This window comes from Luteimonas salinilitoris, assembly GCF_041300785.1.
Classification (GTDB): Bacteria; Pseudomonadota; Gammaproteobacteria; order Xanthomonadales; family Xanthomonadaceae; genus Luteimonas; species Luteimonas salinilitoris.
Genome location: NZ_JBFWIB010000003.1, coordinates 23,699 through 40,552, shown reverse-complemented (window position 1 = coordinate 40,552; position 16,854 = coordinate 23,699). Strand labels below are relative to the sequence as shown.

General features: G+C 70.0%; 14 protein-coding genes. 10 read left to right on the top strand and 4 right to left on the bottom strand.

What is annotated here, in order from left to right; translation table 11 throughout:
- The first annotated feature begins 28 nt into the window (after positions 1-28).
- The 3 genes from panD to AB5T46_RS06910 are packed head-to-tail and all read left to right on the top strand — an operon-like array spanning position 29 to position 2,456.
- Complete coding sequence (panD, locus tag AB5T46_RS06920) at positions 29-409, top strand: aspartate 1-decarboxylase (protein WP_370563155.1); 381 nt, start codon at positions 29-31, stop codon at positions 407-409.
- A gap of 2 nt (positions 410-411) precedes the next feature.
- Positions 412-1,941, top strand: coding sequence for a glucose-6-phosphate isomerase (pgi, locus tag AB5T46_RS06915; protein WP_370563154.1), 1,530 nt, complete (start codon positions 412-414; stop codon positions 1,939-1,941).
- On the top strand, positions 1,938-2,456 hold the full coding sequence (locus AB5T46_RS06910; RefSeq protein WP_370563153.1) for a GNAT family N-acetyltransferase: 519 nt from the start codon (positions 1,938-1,940) through the stop codon (positions 2,454-2,456). Before pgi ends, AB5T46_RS06910 begins: the two co-directional genes overlap by 4 nt.
- Positions 2,457-2,554: 98 nt before the next feature.
- On the opposite strand, the gene queG is transcribed toward AB5T46_RS06910, so the two are convergent.
- On the bottom strand, positions 2,555-3,655 hold the full coding sequence (gene queG / locus AB5T46_RS06905) for a tRNA epoxyqueuosine(34) reductase QueG (protein ID WP_370563152.1): 1,101 nt from the start codon (positions 3,653-3,655) through the stop codon (positions 2,555-2,557).
- A gap of 321 nt (positions 3,656-3,976) precedes the next feature.
- Here queG and AB5T46_RS06900 point away from each other — a divergent pair, with 321 nt between their 5' ends.
- The 7 genes from AB5T46_RS06900 to AB5T46_RS06870 all read left to right on the top strand — a co-directional run bounded on the left by AB5T46_RS06900 (position 3,977) and on the right by AB5T46_RS06870 (position 13,145).
- Entirely contained in the window at positions 3,977-5,470 is a 1,494-nt protein-coding gene (locus AB5T46_RS06900; protein WP_370563151.1) for an NAD(P)H-hydrate dehydratase, read from the top strand.
- On the top strand, positions 5,467-5,967 hold the full coding sequence (tsaE, locus tag AB5T46_RS06895) for a tRNA (adenosine(37)-N6)-threonylcarbamoyltransferase complex ATPase subunit type 1 TsaE (RefSeq protein WP_370563150.1): 501 nt from the start codon (positions 5,467-5,469) through the stop codon (positions 5,965-5,967). The genes AB5T46_RS06900 and tsaE overlap by 4 nt, the downstream gene beginning before the upstream one ends.
- 81 nt (positions 5,968-6,048) lie before the next feature.
- Positions 6,049-7,506, top strand: coding sequence for an N-acetylmuramoyl-L-alanine amidase (locus AB5T46_RS06890; RefSeq protein ID WP_370563149.1), 1,458 nt, complete (start codon positions 6,049-6,051; stop codon positions 7,504-7,506).
- Between the two features lie 250 nt (positions 7,507-7,756).
- Positions 7,757-9,556: a DNA mismatch repair endonuclease MutL gene (mutL, locus tag AB5T46_RS06885; RefSeq protein WP_370563148.1), complete on the top strand. Its 1,800-nt coding sequence runs from the start codon at positions 7,757-7,759 to the stop codon at positions 9,554-9,556.
- Between the two features lies 1 nt (position 9,557).
- Positions 9,558-10,520, top strand: coding sequence for a DUF1684 domain-containing protein (locus AB5T46_RS06880; protein ID WP_370563147.1), 963 nt, complete (start codon positions 9,558-9,560; stop codon positions 10,518-10,520).
- 26 nt (positions 10,521-10,546) lie between these two features.
- Entirely contained in the window at positions 10,547-11,536 is a 990-nt protein-coding gene (locus AB5T46_RS06875) for a TraB/GumN family protein (RefSeq protein WP_370563146.1), read from the top strand.
- Positions 11,537-11,564: 28 nt separating this feature from the next.
- The gene (locus tag AB5T46_RS06870) at positions 11,565-13,145 is read left to right on the top strand and encodes a tetratricopeptide repeat-containing sulfotransferase family protein (protein WP_370563145.1); all 1,581 of its coding nucleotides are present in this window, start codon (positions 11,565-11,567) and stop codon (positions 13,143-13,145) included.
- On the opposite strand, the gene rnfB is transcribed toward AB5T46_RS06870, so the two are convergent.
- The 3 genes from rnfB to AB5T46_RS06855 all read right to left on the bottom strand — a co-directional run bounded on the left by rnfB (position 13,142) and on the right by AB5T46_RS06855 (position 16,663).
- Positions 13,142-13,588: an Rnf electron transport complex subunit RnfB gene (gene rnfB, locus AB5T46_RS06865; protein ID WP_370563144.1), complete on the bottom strand. Its 447-nt coding sequence runs from the start codon at positions 13,586-13,588 to the stop codon at positions 13,142-13,144. The genes AB5T46_RS06870 and rnfB overlap by 4 nt on opposite strands.
- Positions 13,589-13,733: 145 nt before the next feature.
- Positions 13,734-15,803, bottom strand: a complete 2,070-nt coding sequence (gene metG, locus AB5T46_RS06860) for a methionine--tRNA ligase (RefSeq protein ID WP_370563143.1) — start codon at positions 15,801-15,803, stop codon at positions 13,734-13,736.
- A 350-nt stretch (positions 15,804-16,153) separates the two neighbouring features.
- The gene (locus AB5T46_RS06855; protein WP_370563142.1) at positions 16,154-16,663 is read right to left on the bottom strand and encodes a hypothetical protein; all 510 of its coding nucleotides are present in this window, start codon (positions 16,661-16,663) and stop codon (positions 16,154-16,156) included.
- Positions 16,664-16,854: the final 191 nt, after the last annotated feature.

Below are 16,854 nucleotides of genomic sequence, written 5' to 3'. Positions count from 1 at the left end.
TGACAGCCGCGATCCGGCGAGCGATGCCATGCACCTGACCCTGCTCAAAGCCAAGATCCACCGCGCCACGGTGACCCACGCCGAGCTGCACTACGAGGGCTCGTGCGCGATCGACGCGCGCCTGCTCGAGATCTCCGGCATCCGCGAGTACGAGCGCGTGGAGATCTACAACATCAACAACGGCGAGCGCTTCGCGACCTACGCGATCCGCGCCGAGGCCGGCAGCGGCACCATCTCGGTCAACGGCGCCGCCGCGCACAAGGCGCAACCCGGCGACCTGGTGATCATCTGTGCCTACGGCGCCTGCGACGAGGCCGAGGCCGAGCAGTTCAGGCCGACCCTGGTCTACGTCGACCGCCAGAACCGGCTGACCCACACCAACGATTCGATCCCGGCGCAGGCGGCCTGAGCATGACGGCAGCGCAGCGGCTCACCGGTTCCCTGGCACCGCACGCACAGCGCTTGTCCTCTATCCGGATCGCCGAGCTGATCGCCGCCGATCCGGCGCGCGCCGGCGACCTGTCGCTGCGTGTCGGTCCCCTCTATGCCAACTTCTCGCGCCAGCGCATCGACCGCGATGCACTCGATGCGCTGCTGCAGCTGGCCGACGCCTGCGCACTGCCGCAGGCGTTCCGCGCGCTGTTCGACGGCGAACGGGTCAACGTTTCGGAAGACCGTCCCGCCCTGCACGTCGCGCTGCGCTCGGCGCTGGGCGCAGGCGAGGTCGCACGTGACGCGCAGGCACAGGCGGCGCAGGCGCACGCGCGGATGGCGAAGCTGGTCGACGACCTGGCCGCCTCCGATGTGACCGACATCGTCAACGTCGGCATCGGCGGCTCCGATCTCGGCCCGCGCCTGGTCGCCGACGCGTTGAAGGACGCGCACAGCGGGCGCTTCCGCGTGCATTTCCTCACCAACGTCGACGGCAGCGATGCGCAGCACACGCTGCGCGGGCTGGATCCCGCGCGCACCGCGGCGATCCTGGTATCGAAGAGTTTCGGTACCCAGGAAACGCTGCTCAACGGCCGGATCCTCAAGGACTGGCTCGGCGGCGGCGAGCGCCTGTACGCGGTCAGTGCCAACGTGCCGAAGGCGGAAGCGTTCGGCGTCGCGGCCGAACGCGTGCTGCCGATGTGGGACTGGGTGGGCGGACGCTACTCGCTGTGGTCGGCGGTCGGCTTCGCGATCGCGCTCGCCATCGGCATGCCGCGCTTCGAGGAACTGCTGGCCGGCGCCGCGGAGATGGACGCGCACGCGCTGCAGGCGCCGCCGGAACGCAACCTGCCGATCCTGCATGCGCTCTCGGTGGTGTGGAACCGCAACGCGCTCGGCCTGTCGACCCATGCGGTGCTGCCCTACGACGAGCGCCTGGCGCTGCTGCCGGCCTACCTGCAGCAGTTGGTGATGGAAAGCCTGGGCAAGTCGGTCACGCCGGCAGGGCAGGCCGCCGGCGTCGACACGGTGCCGGTGCTGTGGGGCGGGGCGGGCACCAACTCGCAGCACAGCTTCTTCCAGGCCCTGCACCAGGGCACGCAGACCGTGCCCGCGGACTTCATCGGCGTGGTCAATCCCGATCATGCCTACGCCGAGAACCACGCCGCGCTGCTGTCCAACCTGCTGGCGCAGACCGAGGCGCTGGCCAACGGCCACTCGGATGGCGATCCGCAGAAGACCTATCCCGGCAACCGGCCGTCGACGCTGCTGCTGCTCGACGCGCTCACCCCCGCCTCGCTGGGCGCGCTGATCGCGCTGTACGAGCACAGTGTCTACGCGCAGTCGGTGCTGTGGGGCGTCAACGCCTTCGACCAGTGGGGCGTGGAACTGGGCAAGCGCATCGCCGGCGAGTTGTTGCCGGCCGTGCGCGGTGAAACCACGGAAGTCTCCGATCCCGTCACCCGCGAACTGCTGACCGAGATCTCCCGCCGCCGTTCCGGCGGATGAGCGACGGCATCCGCATCCGCCATGCCGAGCCGGAGGATGCCGCCGGGCTGCATGCGCTGTTCTCCGCGCGCGATGCCTACGCCGCGACGCTGCAGCCACCATTCCCGTCGCAGGCCGCCTGGGAGCAGGCGCTGGCCGATCCGCCGAAACACGTGGTGCAGCTGGTCGCGATCGACGGCGTCGACGGGGAGCTGGCCGGTGCCGCCGGGTTCGAGGTATTCCGGAATCCGCGCCGCCGTCACGTCGCCAATCTCGGCATGGCGGTCGCCGCGGCGCGGCAGGGCCACGGGATCGGCACGCAGCTGCTGCGTGCGGTGATCGACACCGCCGAGCGCTGGCACGGCGTGCGCCGGTTGGAACTCGAGGTCTACACCGACAACCTGGCCGGGATCGCGCTGTACGAGAAACACGGCTTCGTCCGTGAAGGCCATGCGCGCGGCTACGCGCTGCGCGATGGCGCCTATGCCGATGTCTACCTGATGGCGCGCATCGCGGAAGTCCCCCGCGCACCGTAGGAGCGCGCCATGCGCGCGATGCCGCGGATGCTCGCGGCCTCCGTGCAGCTCGCACACCCGCATTCGACACCCCGGCGTCGCGGGCGTGGCGCCGGTGCCTACGAGCGTTCGCCGTGGCGCGCCAACGCCCAGTGCACATGCTCACGCACCATGGCGTCCGACTCATCGGCGCGCGATTGCAGCGCCGCCACGACTGCCGGCGTAGTCGGTGCATTGCCCAACGCCACGGCGATATTGCGCAGCCAGCGCCGGTGGCCGCTGCGGCGGATCGCCGAGCCTTCGGTGCGGCGCAGGAACTCGTCCTCGTCCCAGGCGAACAGGTCGGCCAGGGTGGCCGTGTCGAGATCGTTGCGGGTGCGGAAGTCGGGCTCGTCGCTGCGCCTGGCGAACTTGTTCCAGGGACAGACCAGCTGGCAGTCGTCGCAGCCGAAGATGCGGTTGCCGATCGCCGGGCGCAGGTCTTCCGGGATGGCGCCGTCGTGCTCGATGGTGAGATAGCTGATGCAGCGACGCGCATCGAGCCGGTGCGGGGCGACGATCGCACGGGTCGGGCAGATGTCGATGCAGCGCGTGCAGCTGCCGCAGTGGGCGCTGGCCGGGGCATCGATCGGCAGCGGCAGGTCGACATAGAGTTCGCCGAGGAAGAACCAGGAACCGCCGTCGCGATCGATCAGGCAGGTGTGCTTGCCGATCCAGCCGAGCCCGGCGTTGCGCGCCAGCGCGCGCTCGAGCACCGGCGCCGAGTCGACGAACACGCGATGGCCGAACGGGCCGATCTCTTCCGCGACGCGGTCGGCCAGCTTCTGCAGCCGGTGGCGCATCAGCTTGTGGTAGTCGCGACCGAGCGCATAGCGGGCGACGTAGGCGCGCTCGCCGTCGGCCAGCGTTCGCCAGCTCCCGTCACCATCGTCGCGGCCGTAGTCGAGGCCGACGGAAATCACCCGCACCGTCCCGGGCACCAGTTCCTGCGGCCGCGACCGCTTGTCGCCGTGCCGGGCCATCCAGTCCATCGAGCCGTACAGCCCCCGTGCCAGCCAGTCGCGCAGGTGCGCCTCGTCCTCGCCCAGCTCGATGCCGGCGATGCCGCAGCGCTGGAAGCCGGCCTCGCGCGCGAGCGTGCGGATCCGCGCCGCGAGCGCAGCGAGCTCGATCGGATCGGGATCGGCCTGGCGTGCCTGTGCGGGAGCATTGGACGGCATCCGACAAGTGTAGAGCGGAGACCGGTGCCGTCGCCCCGTCGCCGTGCTTTCTCCTGATCACGGTTCAGCCGGCAGCCGCGGCGATCGCGGGTGCGCTCGGAAAGCGTCTTTGGACGCGGATCAACGCGGACAAACGCGGATCGGTTCATGGTCGAGTGCTTCATCCGCGTTCATCCGCGTCCGGAATGCCTTCACTCGCTGCCGGGAAGCACAGCCGGAGAGTCTCCTTTCGCGGGCGGCGGAATGCGACCAGGTCAGCCGAGGGAGAGGCCAGGAGATCGGTCCGCCGACACGATGACGGGCGCAGGTAGAATCCGGCCCATGAGCGCCGCCCGTCTCCGCGATCCGGAACACCTGTACGACGGTGCCGCGCTGCGTGCACTGGAAGCGGCGGCGACGCAGCAACTGGGCGGCGACGCCTTCGAGCTGATGCGGCGCGCCGGGCAGGCGGCCTGGCGCGAACTGCTGCGGCGCTGGCCGCAGGCGCAGCGGATCGTGGTGGCCTGCGGACCCGGCAACAACGGTGGCGACGGTTACGTGCTGGCGCGGCATGCGTTCGATTCCGGGCGCGACGTGTGCGTGGTGCGGCTCGAGGCGCATGCGCCGCGAGGCGGGCTGGCGCAGCGCGCCTGCGAGGCCTACCGCGACGGCGGCGGCCGCATCGAGCGCTACGACGGTGCGCTTCCGGCGGCGGACGTGCTGGTCGATGCGCTGTTCGGCATCGGCCTGTCGCGTGCGCCGGACGAACCCTGCGGCGCGCTGATCGAAGCGATCAACGCCGCGCCGGTGCCGGTGCTGGCGCTCGATGCGCCCAGCGGCATCGACGCCGACAGCGGCAGCGCGCCGGGACGGGCGATCCGCGCCGCGGCGACGCTGCAGTTCATCGCCGCGCACGCGGGGCTCTACACCGGCGACGCGCTGGACCATGTCGGCGCGCTGTCGCTGGCGAGCCTCGACGTGCCCGGGGACGTGCTGGCGCAGGTCAAACCTGTCGCCGGCTGCCTGCGCGCGGAGGATCTTCCGACGCGGTTCCGGCCGCGCCCGCGCAACAGCCACAAGGGCCACTCCGGCCACGTGCTGTGCATCGGCGGCGACGCGGGCAAGGGCGGTGCGGTGATGCTGGCGGCCGAGGCGGCGCTGCGCTGCGGCGCCGGGCTGGTCAGCGTGGCCACGCGTGCGGCGCACGTCGCGGCGTTGCTGGCGCGACGGCCCGAGGCGATGGTGCAGGCGGTCGAATCCGCCACGGTGCTGCCGCCGTTGTTCCGGCGCGCCGACGTGCTGGCCGTCGGCCCCGGACTGGGCGAGGGCGAGTGGGGCGCTGCGCTGCATGCCGCGGCGCTGGCCTGCGGCAAGCCGCTGGTCCTCGACGCCGATGCGCTCAACCTGCTGGCGCGCAACGCGCAGTCGCCGCCCGCCGGCACGGTGCTGACGCCGCATCCGGGCGAAGCGGCGCGGCTGCTCGGCATCTCCGGCAGCGAGGTGCAGGCCAACCGCTTCGCGGCCGCGCACCTGCTGTGCGCCTGCTTCGGCTGCGCGGTGGTGCTCAAGGGCGCCGGCAGCGTGGTCGCGGCGCCGGGCGAGCTGCCGCAGGTGATCGCCGCCGGCAATCCCGGCCTGGCGGTCGGCGGCACCGGAGACGTGCTCACCGGCTGTGTCGCCGCGCTGCGTGCGCAGGGCTTTTCCGCCTTCGACGCCGCCGCCACCGGCGCGCTGCTGCATGCCGTCGCCGGCGACCTGGCGGCGCAGGCCGGCGGGGAGCGCGGCCTGCTGCCGTCGGACCTGTTCGAGCCGCTGCGGCGGCTGGTCAACCCATGAGCGGCGCCGAGCGCCTGTACCTGCCCGACGAAGCGGCGACGCAGGCGCTCGCCCGGGCGTTGGCGGCCACGCAGCCCGCGCACGCCGTCGTGCATCTGCGCGGCGATCTCGGCGCCGGCAAGTCGACCCTGGCGCGCGCCTGGCTGCGGGCGCTGGGCGTGGTCGGCACGGTCCGCAGCCCCACCTACACCCTGGTCGAGCGCTACCCGCTCGGCGCGGCGGGCGAGGCCCTGCACCTGGACCTCTACCGGATCGGCGATGCCGGCGAACTGGAGTTCCTGGGACTGGACGAGGTGCCGGCGGCGCTGTGGCTGGTGGAATGGCCCGAGCGCGGCGCCGGGGCGCTGCCGCAGCCGGATCTGGAGGTGGCGCTGGAGATCGCCGGCCCCGGCCGCAGCGCACGACTGCTGGGCCGTGGGCCGCGGGGGGCCGCCTGGCTGTCGGCGCCGGTGCTCGGGGACCTGGTGCGCGAGTTGCGGCCGCTTCCTGAACCGTGACCGTAGGAAGGGGTGGCAGGCCACGGATTTCAAAGGAAAAAGTGCTTGCAAAGAATGCGTCTTGGTGCTTGACTAACTGCCATGCGCGTACGGGGAGCCCGTCTTCAGGAAATCCTGCTCGGTCTGGCACTGCTGGCCGGGCTGCTGTGGAGCGTGGCCGAAGCTTCTGAAATCAAGCACTTGCGCCTGGATGCCGGCGCCACCGGCACCCGCGCGGAGCTGGCGCTGGCGAAAGAAACCGAATTCAAGGTCATCACCCTCGCCAACCCCGATCGGCTGGTGATCGATCTGCCCGGTGCCGTACTGGGCAGCGGCGTCAAGCTGCCGGCCCCCGCGGGGCTGGTGCGCGCCGTGCGCAGCGGCCAACCGGAGCCGGGCGTGACCCGCATCGTGTTCGACCTGGCCGAGCCGGTGACCGCGCTCGGCCCGAGGTTCGAGCCTGGTGCCGACGGCGTGCGCCTGGTGGTGGAGTGGCCGGGCGACAGCGGCGGTAGCGATCCGATCGGACGCGTCATCGCACAGGTATCCGAGGGCCCCGCGGAGGCCGCTGCGCCCGCCCGCGCCGATCCCGCCGTGGCCTCGAGCGCGGCCACGACGCGCCTCATCTCCGGCATTGCCGCCGCCGTGACGCCCTCGAATCCGGCACCGGCATCGACACCGCCACCCTCGCGCAATCCGGCGCCGCAATCGCCGGTCCCGGCCGCTTCCACGAACGAACCCGCGCCTCGCCAGGCACAGGCGGTGCCGACGCCGCGCCCGCCGTCATCCACCGCGGGGATGCGTCCGCTGGTCATCGCCATCGATCCCGGCCACGGCGGCCAGGACCCGGGTGCGGTCGGGCCGAGCGGCAAGCGCGAGAAGGACATCACCCTGGCGATCGCGCGCGAGCTGGGCCGGCAGATCGATGCCACGCCCGGGCTCAAGTCGTATCTCACCCGCGATCGCGACGTGTTCATCCCGCTCAACCGCCGCGCCCAGCTGGCGCGCGAGGCCGGCGCCGACATGTTCATTTCGATCCATGCCGATGCCGCGCACAACCGCAACGCCAAGGGATCCTCGGTATACGTGCTGTCGCTGCGCGGGGCGTCTTCGCAGCGCGCGCGCTGGCTCGCCGACAAGGAGAACGCGGCCGACCTGATCGGCGGCGTGCGCCTGCAGGAAGCCGACGACACCCTGGCCTCGGTGCTGCTGGATCTCACCCAGAGCGGGCAGATGAAGGCGTCCGAGGATGCCGGCAGTCACATCCTCGACGGCCTCAAGCGCATCGGCAACAACCACAAGCCGCACATCGAGCGCGCCAACTTCGCCGTGCTGCGCACCTCGGACATGCCGGCGATGCTGGTGGAAACCGCCTTCCTGTCCAATCCGGACGAGGAGAAGCGGCTGGTCGATCCGAAGTTCCAGCGAACGGTGGCGCGCGCGGTGCTCGACGGCGTCAACACCTATTTCTCCGCGCAGCCGCCGCCGGGCACGCTGTATGCCGCGCGCGCGGCCGCGGCGAACGGCAGCGGCGGCGCCGCGGGCGGCGGCAGCCCCTGAGCGTTCCGTGTCGTCGCCGTCGGGTCCGCCCTTCGTAGGAGCGGGCCACGCCCGCGATGCCGGCGATCTCTCCGGTCCCGGCCATCGGCGGTCCTGTCGCGAGCCGGAAGCCGCGCCGGTGGCCGGAATCCCGTGGCGGCGAAATGTCCGCGGTATCGCGCGCATGGCGCGCTCCTACGCATGTGGGCGGGCGCTGCCGTTATCATCGGGGCTGATCCATCGTGACGGCGCCGTCGGCGCCGCTTCAGCCTTGAACATCCGCCAACTCCCCGACACCCTCGTCAACCAGATCGCCGCCGGCGAGGTGGTCGAGCGCCCGGCGTCCGTGGTCAAGGAACTGGTGGAGAACGCACTCGATGCCGGCGCCCTGCGCGTGGACATCGACCTGGAGGAGGGCGGGGTGCGCCTGGTGCGCGTCCGCGACGACGGCGGCGGCATCGCCGCGGACGATCTGCCGCTGGCGGTCTCGCGGCATGCCACCAGCAAGATCGCCTCGCTCGACGACCTGGAGGCGGTGGCCACGCTCGGCTTCCGCGGCGAGGCGTTGCCGTCGATCGCTTCCGTCAGCCGCTTTTCGATCGCCTCGCGCCGTCCCGACGATGCCCACGGCGCCGTGCTGGCGGTGGACGGCGGCCGCGTCGCCGCGGTGGCGCCGAGACCGCACCCGCCGGGCACCACGGTCGAGGTGCGCGACCTGTTCTACAACGTGCCGGCGCGGCGCAAGTTCCTGCGCGCCGAGCGCACCGAGCTCGGCCACATCGAGGAATGGCTGCGCTCGCTGGCGCTGTCGCGCCCGGACGTGGAGCTGCGGGTCTCGCACAACGGCAAGCCGTCGCGGCGCTACAAGGGCGGCGGCGCGCTGTTCTCCGACGAGCGCCTCAACGAGACCCTGGGCGGCGAGTTCGCGAAACACGCGCTGCGCGTCGAACACGAGGGCGCGGGCCTGCGCCTGCACGGCTGGATCGCGCAGCCGGCGTATTCGCGCGCCAGCGCCGACCAGCAGTACCTCTACGCCAACGGCCGCGCGGTGCGCGACCGCAGCGTCGCGCATGCGGTCAGGCAGGCCTATGCCGACGTGCTCTACCACGGCCGCCAGCCGGCGTACGTGCTGTTCCTGGAACTCGAGCCGGCCCGCGTCGACGTCAACGTGCACCCGGCCAAGCACGAGGTGCGCTTCCGCGATGCGCGCCTGGTGCACGATTTCGTCTACCGCACGCTGCATGACGCGCTGGCCGAGACCCGCGCCGGCCTGCAGCCGGTCCCGGCGATGACCGCGGGCGCCGGCGGCGGCGCGGCCGCCTTGCAGGCCGGCACACCGGCGTCGCCGCAGTGGCAGCCGTCCTCGCGCGACCAGTCCGGCCTGGCGCTGCGCATCGACGAGGCCCGCGCCGGCTACGCCGCGCTCTACGGCGCGCCGCCGATGTCGGCCGCGCCCGCGGCGATGCCGGAGCACGACGAGGCCGGCATCCCGCCGCTGGGCTATGCGCTGGCACAGCTGCATGGGGTCTTCATCCTCAGCCAGTGCGCCGACGGCCTGGTGGTGGTGGACATGCACGCCGCGCACGAGCGCATCGGCTACGAGAAGCTGAAGACCGCGCACGACAGCGAGGGCCTGCGCGTGCAGCCCCTGCTGGTGCCGCAGGCGGTTGCGGTCTCCGAACGCGAGGCCGACGTCGCCGAGCGCGAGGCCGCGACGCTGTCCGAACTCGGCTTCGAGGTCTCGCGCGGCGGGCCGCAGTCGCTGCTGCTGCGCGGCGTGCCGGCACTGCTGGCCGAGGGCGACACCGAGGCGCTGCTGCGCGACGTGCTGGCGGACCTGCGCGAACACGGCGAAAGCCGCCGCGTCGCCAGCGCGCGCGACGAGTTGCTGTCGACCATGGCCTGCCACGGCGCGGTGCGCGCCAACCGCCGCCTGACGGTGCCGGAGATGAACGCACTGCTGCGGCAGATGGAGGCGACGGAGCGTTCCGGGCAATGCAATCATGGGCGTCCGACCTGGGCGCGGTTCGGCCTGGCAGAGATCGATCGCTGGTTCATGCGGGGGCGTTGAAATGGGAAAGACGACAAGGGTTGCGTGGATGGCCGCGGTGCTCGCGGCGGGCCTGGCCGGATGCGGACGGGATACGGCGCAGGATGTGGCCGCAGCATCGGACGACGGCGACGCGCCGGTCGCGGCACCGGCCGCCGATGCCGCCTTCGTGCGCGAGCTGGAAGCCTGGCGCGAGCAGCGGGAGGAAAGCCTGGTGGCGCCGGACGGCTGGACCGGCCTGGTCGGCCTGCACTGGATCGAGCTCAAGGCGCACTACGTCGGCAGCGACAGCGGCCTGCGCCTGGCCAAGGGACCGCCGCGGATCGGCCTGCTGCAGCAGGAGGGCGGGCGCCTGTACTTCACGCCCGAGCGCGGCGTCGACCTCACCCTCGACGGCGAACCCTTCACCGCCCGCGCCGAACTGCACGGCGACCGCAGCGAGACGCCGAGCGTGATCGGTTTCGACGACGGCAAGGGCGAGATCAGCGTGATCGAGCGCGGCCACAGGCGCGCGCTGCGCGTGCGCCATGCCGAGGCCGAGGCACGGACCGGTTTCGCCGGTCTCGACTACTGGCCCGCCGATTCGGGCTGGCGCGTGCAGGGGCGTTTCGTCGCGCACCCGCCGGGCAAGACCATCGAGATCGCCAACATCATCGGCATGCTCGAGCCGATGCCCAACCCCGGCGCGGTCGAGTTCGAGCGCGACGGCCGCACCCATCGCCTGGAAGCGCTGGACGACGGCATGGGCGGCCTGTTCCTGATCCTCGCCGATCGCACCAACGGCCAGGGCAGCTACGGCGCCGGGCGCTACCTGAATGCGCCGGCCGCCGACGAAGCGGGGAACGTCGTGCTCGACTTCAATCGCACCTACAGCCCGCCGTGCGCGTTCACCGCGCATGCGACCTGCCCGCTGCCGCCGCAGGAGAACCGGCTCGACCTGGCGATCACCGCCGGCGAGAAGGCCTACGGCAAGCCCGCCATCTGATTTCCACGCAAAGCAAGGATGTCTTCATGCGCCTGTTGAACCGCCGTTCGCTCAAGTCGCTGCTGCTGTCGCTCGCCGTTGCCGCTGTCGCAGCGGCCGGTTTCGCTTTTGCCGAGAAGCCGCAGACCGCGGCGCCGCCGTCTGCCGCCGCAGGCGCCGTGCCGCCGGTGCCGTTGCTGTGGAAGGTGTCGGGCGAGTCCGGCGCCGTGTACCTGCTCGGCTCGTTCCATCTGCTCAAGCCCGCGGACTATCCGCTGTCGGCGGACGTGGACGCCGCCTTCGACGACGTCGACAAGCTGGTCTTCGAAATCCCGCCGGACGAGATGAATTCGCCTGCCCTCGGCATGAAGATGGGGCAGGCGGCCATGCGCACCGACGGCACCCTGCTCGACAGCGAGCTGCCCGAGGAAACCGCCGCCGGCCTCAAGCGCTGGCTGGACGCCAATGCCGCGACCCTGCAGAAGATGCAGCTGACGCCGCAGACCATGCAGATGTTCGAACCCTGGTTCGTCGCGTTGATGGTCACCATCACCGAGATGACCAACTACGGCCTCGATCCGGCGCTCGGACTGGATACGCATTTCGCCACGCGCGCGCAGGAGGCCGGCAAGCCCACGTCCGGCCTGGAGACCGGCGAGCAGCAGATCGCCTTCCTCGACGGCATGGATCGCAAGGAGCAGCTGCAGTTCCTGCAGGAGTCGCTCGACTCGACCGGCGCCGAGGGCCGCAAGGAGATCGAGAAGCTCCATGCCGCCTGGCGCGGCGGCGATGCGCGGGCGATGTGGGAAGGCATGGCGGCGGAGATGCGCGAGCAGTTCCCGGCGCTCTACCACCGCATCAACGTCGAGCGCAACGACGCCTGGGTGCCGGAGATCGAAGCGCTGCTGGGCGACGCCGCCGGCGGCAACACCCTGGTCGTGGTCGGCGCGCTGCACCTGCTCGGCGACGACGGCGTGGTCGAGAAGCTGCAGGCGAAGGGATTCGAGGTCGAGCGGATCTGTTCGGCATGCCGCTAATGCGGCGCGCCGGAGCCGACGGATAGCGATGAACGCGGCGCACGAAACCTCCCTGGTGTACCGGCAGGCCGTCGAAGCGCTCAACCGCCGCGAGTGGGAGGCGGCCGAGCGCCTCGGCGCCTCGATCCTGGCGCAGGCTTCCGGGCATGCCGGGCTGCATTTCGTGGTCGGCGTGGCCGCATTGCAGCGCCAGCGCATGCCGCAGGCGTTCGAGCACCTCGGCAAAGCCGCGCGCCTGAACCCGAAGCGTCCGGACTACGTGGCGCAGTGGGCGCGGGTACTGGCCACGACCCATGCGATGCGCGAAGCCGTGACCGCGGCCGACTACGCCATGCGTCTCGGCCCGCAGGACCCGATGACCCTCGACACGCTGGGCGTGGTCTTCACCCAGGCCAACGATCACCGCCGCGCCGTCGAGGCGTTCCAGCGTGCCGTGGCGGTGATGCCGGAACAGGCGGGGTTCCGCTTCAATCTCGCCACCTCGTTGACCTTTGTCGGCGAGCTTGATGCGGCCGAGCGCGAGCACGAGGCTTGCCTGGCGCGCGCTCCTGGTTTCTGGAAAGCGCACCTCGCGCTTTCGCAGCTGCGCCGGCAGACCACGGAGCGAAACCATGTCGACCGCCTGCTGAAGCTCTTGGCCGGCTGCGGCGACGATCCCGCCGCACGCTTGTACCTCAACCTGGCCCTGGAGAAGGAGTATTCCGATCTCGGCGAGCACGAGCAGTCCTTTCGCCACCTGCTCGCAGGCAAGGCAGCATGGCGCGCCACGCTCGACTACGCGTTCGAACGGGACGAGGAGGTCTTTGCCGAGATCATCCGCGTATCGCCGCAGCCCTCGCAGGCGCAGGGATGCGACAGCGGCGAACCGGTCTTCGTCATGGGCATGCCGAGGACCGGCACCACCCTCGTCGACCGCATCCTGTCCAGCCACCCGTCCGTGCAGTCGGCCGGCGAGCTGCAGAACTTCGCCGTGGCCCTGAAGCGCGCATCGGGCAGCACTACGCCGCCGATGCTCGATGTCGACACGCTGCGGTGCAGCGGCGCGCTCGACTGGAAGGCCCTGGGGGAGCGCTACATCGCCAGCACCCGCCCGGGCACCGGCCAGGCGGACCGCTTCATCGACAAGCTGCCGCACAATTTCCTCTATGCCGGATTCATCGCCGCGGCGCTGCCGAACGCGAGCCTGGTCTGCCTGCGCCGCGGCGCGATGGACACTTGCGTCAGCAACTTCAGGCAGCTGTTCGCGTTGACCTCTCCGTACTACGACTACTCGTTCGACATCGTCGACACGGCGCGCTACTTCGCGCTGTTCGACCGCCTGATGTCGCACTGGCGCAGCGTCATGCCCGGGCGCATCCTTGAGATCGGCTACGAGGAGATCGTCTCCGGCCAGGAGGCTGCCACCCGAAAGCTGCTGAAGCACTGCGGGCTGCCCTGGGACGATGCATGCCTGCGGTTCCAGGACAACGCGGCGCCGGTGTCGAGCGCCAGCGCCGTGCAGGTGCGCTCGCCGCTCTACAGCACCTCGATCGGGCGGTGGAAGCGCTATGGCCAGCAGCTCGACGAGGTCCGTGCGGTACTGGCCGACACGGACATCCCGCTCGACTAGCGGACCTGCGATTCGGGCCCGGCGGGGACCATGTCGATGCAATCCACCGGGCAGGCGGGAACGCACAGCTCGCAACCGGTGCACAGCGGCTCGATGACGGTATGCATGCGCTTGGCGCCGCCGACGATGGCGTCCACCGGGCAGGCCTGGATGCACTTGGTGCAGCCGATGCAGTCGGCTTCGACGATCAGGGCGATCTCGGGCGGACGGTAGGTGCCGCGCGTGCGGTCGTAGGGCAGGGCGTCGCGTCCGAGCAGTCGCGCCAGCGCCCGGGCGCCGGCGTCGCCGCCGGGCGGGCAGCGGTCGATGTCGGCCTCGCCGGCCGCCAGCGCCTCGGCGTAGGGGCGGCAGCCGTCGAAGCCGCACTGCCGGCACTGCGTCTGCGGCAGCAGGCGGTCGATGCGTTCGACGAGGGCGGAATCGGCGGTCACATCAATGCCCATCAAACGTAGAGCGGAGCTTGCTCCGCTGCGCGGGCTCCGGAGCCGGGAGCAGCGGAGCAAGCTCCGCTCTACGAGGAGGGTGGTGTTTCACGATTTCATCGATGGCTGTGCGGGGCGTGTGCACGGCACGAAGTGGGACGGCTCGTCACCTGACCGGCATGCCCGGCTCGGCACCCGCGTCGGCATCGAGCAGCGCCAGCGTACCGCCGTCGAAGCCGGCCGACAGGATCATGCCCTCGCTGAGGCCGAAACGCATCTTGCGCGGCGCCAGGTTGGCGATGAAGACCACGTTGCGCCCGACCAGCTTCTCCGGCTCGCCGTAGCTGGCGCGGATGCCGGAGAAGATCTGGCGGCGGCCGAGTTCACCGGCGTCCAGCTCGAAGCGCAGCAGCTTGTCGGAGCCCTCGACGAACTCGCAGGCGAGTACGCGGCCGATGCGCAGGTCGAGTTTCGCGAAATCGTCGATGCCGATGGTCGCGGGGGCGGCGGTGCTCGCGGCGCCCTTCGCCGCGGCATCGCCTGTCGCGACCGCCTTCGCTTCCGCCGGGGCTTGCGCGGCGGGCTTGAGGTCTTCCTTGCTGGCTTCGGTCATGGCGGCGATCTGCTTCGGGTCGAGTCGGGTGAACAGCGGAGCATAGGTCTCGATCGCGTGGTCGAGCAGCGGCGCGTCGAGGTCTCGCCAGCGTTCGAGCGGGGCGGCGAGGAACGCCTCCGCCTGCGCCGTCACCGCCGGCAGCACCGGCCGCAGCGCCGCCGCCAGCACCCGGAACAGGTTCAGCCCCTGGGTACAGACCGCCTGCAGTTCGGCATCGGCGCCCGCCTGCTTGGCGATCACCCAGGGCTTCTTCTCGTCGATGTAGCGATTGGCCTCGTCGGCCAGGGCCATGGTCATGCGCAGCACCGCCGCCGGTTCGTTGCGCTCGTAGGCCTCGCGGATCGGCGCCAGGCCGGCGACGAAGCGCGCATACATGTCCGGCTCCGGCAACGCCGCGGCCAGGCGGCCGTCGAAGCGCTTGCCGATGAAGCCCGCGCAGCGGCTGGCGAGGTTGACGAACTTGCCGACCAGGTCGGCATTCACGCGGGCGACGAAGTCGGACAGGTTGAGATCGAGGTCGTCCACCCCGCCCGAGGATTTCGCCGCGTAGTAGTAGCGCAGCGCCTCGGGATGCAGCCCGCAGTCGAGATAGGTGCGGGCCATGACGAAGGTGCCGCGCGACTTCGACATCTTGGCGCCGTCGACGGTCAGGTAGCCGTTGACGTGCAGCCGCGTCGGCGCGCGGAAGCCGGCGCCGTGCAGCACCGCCGGCCAGAACAGGCCGTGGAAGTTGACGATGTCCTTGCCGATGAAATGGTGCAGTTCGGAATCGCTGTCCGGCGCCAGGAACTCGAAGAAGTTCAGGCCCTCGCGTTCGCACAGCGCCTGGAAGCTGCTGAGGTAGCCGATCGGCGCGTCCAGCCAGACGTACAGGAATTTTCCGGGATGGCCCGGGATCTCGAAGCCGAAGTACGGCGCGTCGCGGGAGATGTCCCAGGCGCGCAGGCCGCCTTCGCCGTCCAGCCATTCCTGCAGCTTGGCTTTCACGCCGGGCACGGCCACGTCGCCGTGCAGCCATTCGCGCAGGAAGCCCTCGAACTGCCCGACCTCGAAGAAGAAGTGCTCGGACTCGCGCAGTTCCGGCGCCGCGCCCGACAGCACCGAGCGCGGCTCCTTCAGGTCGGTCGGCGCGTAGGTGGCGCCGCAGTTTTCGCAGTTGTCGCCGTACTGGTCGGGCGTGCCGCAGTTGGGGCAGGTGCCCTTGATGTAGCGGTCGGGCAGGAACATGCCCTTGGCCGGATCGTAGAACTGCGCCACCGAGCGCCGGCTGATGTGGCCGTTGTTGTCGAGCTTGCTGTAGATCGCCTCGGTCAGCGCGCGGTTGCGCGGCGAGTGGGTCGAATCGTAGTGGTCGAAGGCGACTCCGAAATCGGCGAAGTCGCGCTCGTGCCCGGCCTGGACGCCGGCGATGAAGGCCTCGGGCGTGGTGCCGGCCTTTTCCGCCGCCAGCATGATTGGCGTGCCGTGGGTGTCGTCGGCGCAGACGAAATGGGCGGTCTCGCCGGCCATGCGCCGCGCGCGCACCCAGATGTCGGCCTGGATGTAGCCCACCAGGTGGCCCAGGTGCAGCGGGCCGTTGGCGTAGGGCAGGGCGGTGGTGACGACGGCGGGACGTGGCATAGCGGTGCGCGCGGGAAACGACCGGCGATTATTGCATGCCCAACGCAGATGGCTCTTAGTTGCCGGTCTGAAAGGGTATGGAGCATGGTCTAGGCAGGGGTGTAGATCATTGACTTTGATGAACTAGTGATCATCCACGTCTTGGGTGTCTATTAGGGTCACTGTAGATCCTGCCTCGCGAGTACTCAGAGTCTTCCTTGTCTGAATGTCGCCGCATGTTGCCGCGCGGAGCTCAATCGGCGGCGCTACGACACGGCTAAATTAGCCAGCGCTGCGGGCAAGGCTTGATACCGGCATGGGAAAAGGGGCTCGGTGTAAACCGGCCCCTCTTGGCTTCTAGTAGTGACACCTTAACAGGCACCTAGACTGTTCAATTGGCCGCCCGAGCAGGAATACCCAGCGCCGCCGACGCAAGCAGTATCGCCCGTGAGGACTGTGCCGTTGGCATACGTTACTTGAACTTGATTCCCGGAAGCGGTGCAGCCGACGGTCGCGAACTTCTCATTGACAAAGGGGGCATTGAAATGCTCTGTGGCGAAGGTGTTCAACTCAGGATAGTACCGAGCAGCATCTGTGTAGGCCTGCATTCCATCGATATCCAGCTTAACGGTTCCGTAGAGCTCTACAACATACGGGAGACCGAGAGCGCCGGAAATTTCTTGAGCGGCTTTTTGCACAAACGCAGCATAGTCCGCCGTCACTTGATCGTTGGTGGAGGTCGTGAGAGTCGCCTGGATTGCTTCGACTCGATCTCCATCTTTGAAGGTCTCATGTGCATCTAACCGGAATCCCTGTGATCCAGCATAAGCAAGGGATACAAAGAAAGTTGCTCCAATTACTACAGCAAGTATCCTATTCATGCGGTTCATCCTTGTGATTGAGGTACCCCCTGCATATTCGAACTTATATCGCGGGCCATCTCGACTCGAGCAACCACGTCACAGAAACAGCGTCAGGAAACGGCAGAGAAAGCGAAACACGGTGACAACCGTGCTGCAGGATGACGGACAACGCTAGAACGAAAACGGCCCGACGAATGCCGGGCCGTTTT

Bases quoted from the DNA above. Each gene is read 5' to 3' on its own strand.
- metG (WP_370563143.1), bottom strand. From the start codon at position 15,803: ATGCCACGTCCCGCCGTCGTCACCACCGCCCTGCCCTACGCCAACGGC.
- AB5T46_RS06875 (WP_370563146.1), top strand. From the start codon at position 10,547: ATGCGCCTGTTGAACCGCCGTTCGCTCAAGTCGCTGCTGCTGTCGCTC.
- AB5T46_RS06900 (WP_370563151.1), top strand. From the start codon at position 3,977: ATGAGCGCCGCCCGTCTCCGCGATCCGGAACACCTGTACGACGGTGCC.
- AB5T46_RS06890 (WP_370563149.1), top strand. From the start codon at position 6,049: ATGCGCGTACGGGGAGCCCGTCTTCAGGAAATCCTGCTCGGTCTGGCA.
- AB5T46_RS06870 (WP_370563145.1), top strand. From the start codon at position 11,565: ATGAACGCGGCGCACGAAACCTCCCTGGTGTACCGGCAGGCCGTCGAA.
- AB5T46_RS06855 (WP_370563142.1), bottom strand. From the start codon at position 16,663: ATGAATAGGATACTTGCTGTAGTAATTGGAGCAACTTTCTTTGTATCC.
- queG (WP_370563152.1), bottom strand. From the start codon at position 3,655: ATGCCGTCCAATGCTCCCGCACAGGCACGCCAGGCCGATCCCGATCCG.
- AB5T46_RS06880 (WP_370563147.1), top strand. From the start codon at position 9,558: ATGGGAAAGACGACAAGGGTTGCGTGGATGGCCGCGGTGCTCGCGGCG.
- pgi (WP_370563154.1), top strand. From the start codon at position 412: ATGACGGCAGCGCAGCGGCTCACCGGTTCCCTGGCACCGCACGCACAG.
- AB5T46_RS06910 (WP_370563153.1), top strand. From the start codon at position 1,938: ATGAGCGACGGCATCCGCATCCGCCATGCCGAGCCGGAGGATGCCGCC.
- tsaE (WP_370563150.1), top strand. From the start codon at position 5,467: ATGAGCGGCGCCGAGCGCCTGTACCTGCCCGACGAAGCGGCGACGCAG.
- rnfB (WP_370563144.1), bottom strand. From the start codon at position 13,588: ATGGGCATTGATGTGACCGCCGATTCCGCCCTCGTCGAACGCATCGAC.
- panD (WP_370563155.1), top strand. From the start codon at position 29: ATGCACCTGACCCTGCTCAAAGCCAAGATCCACCGCGCCACGGTGACC.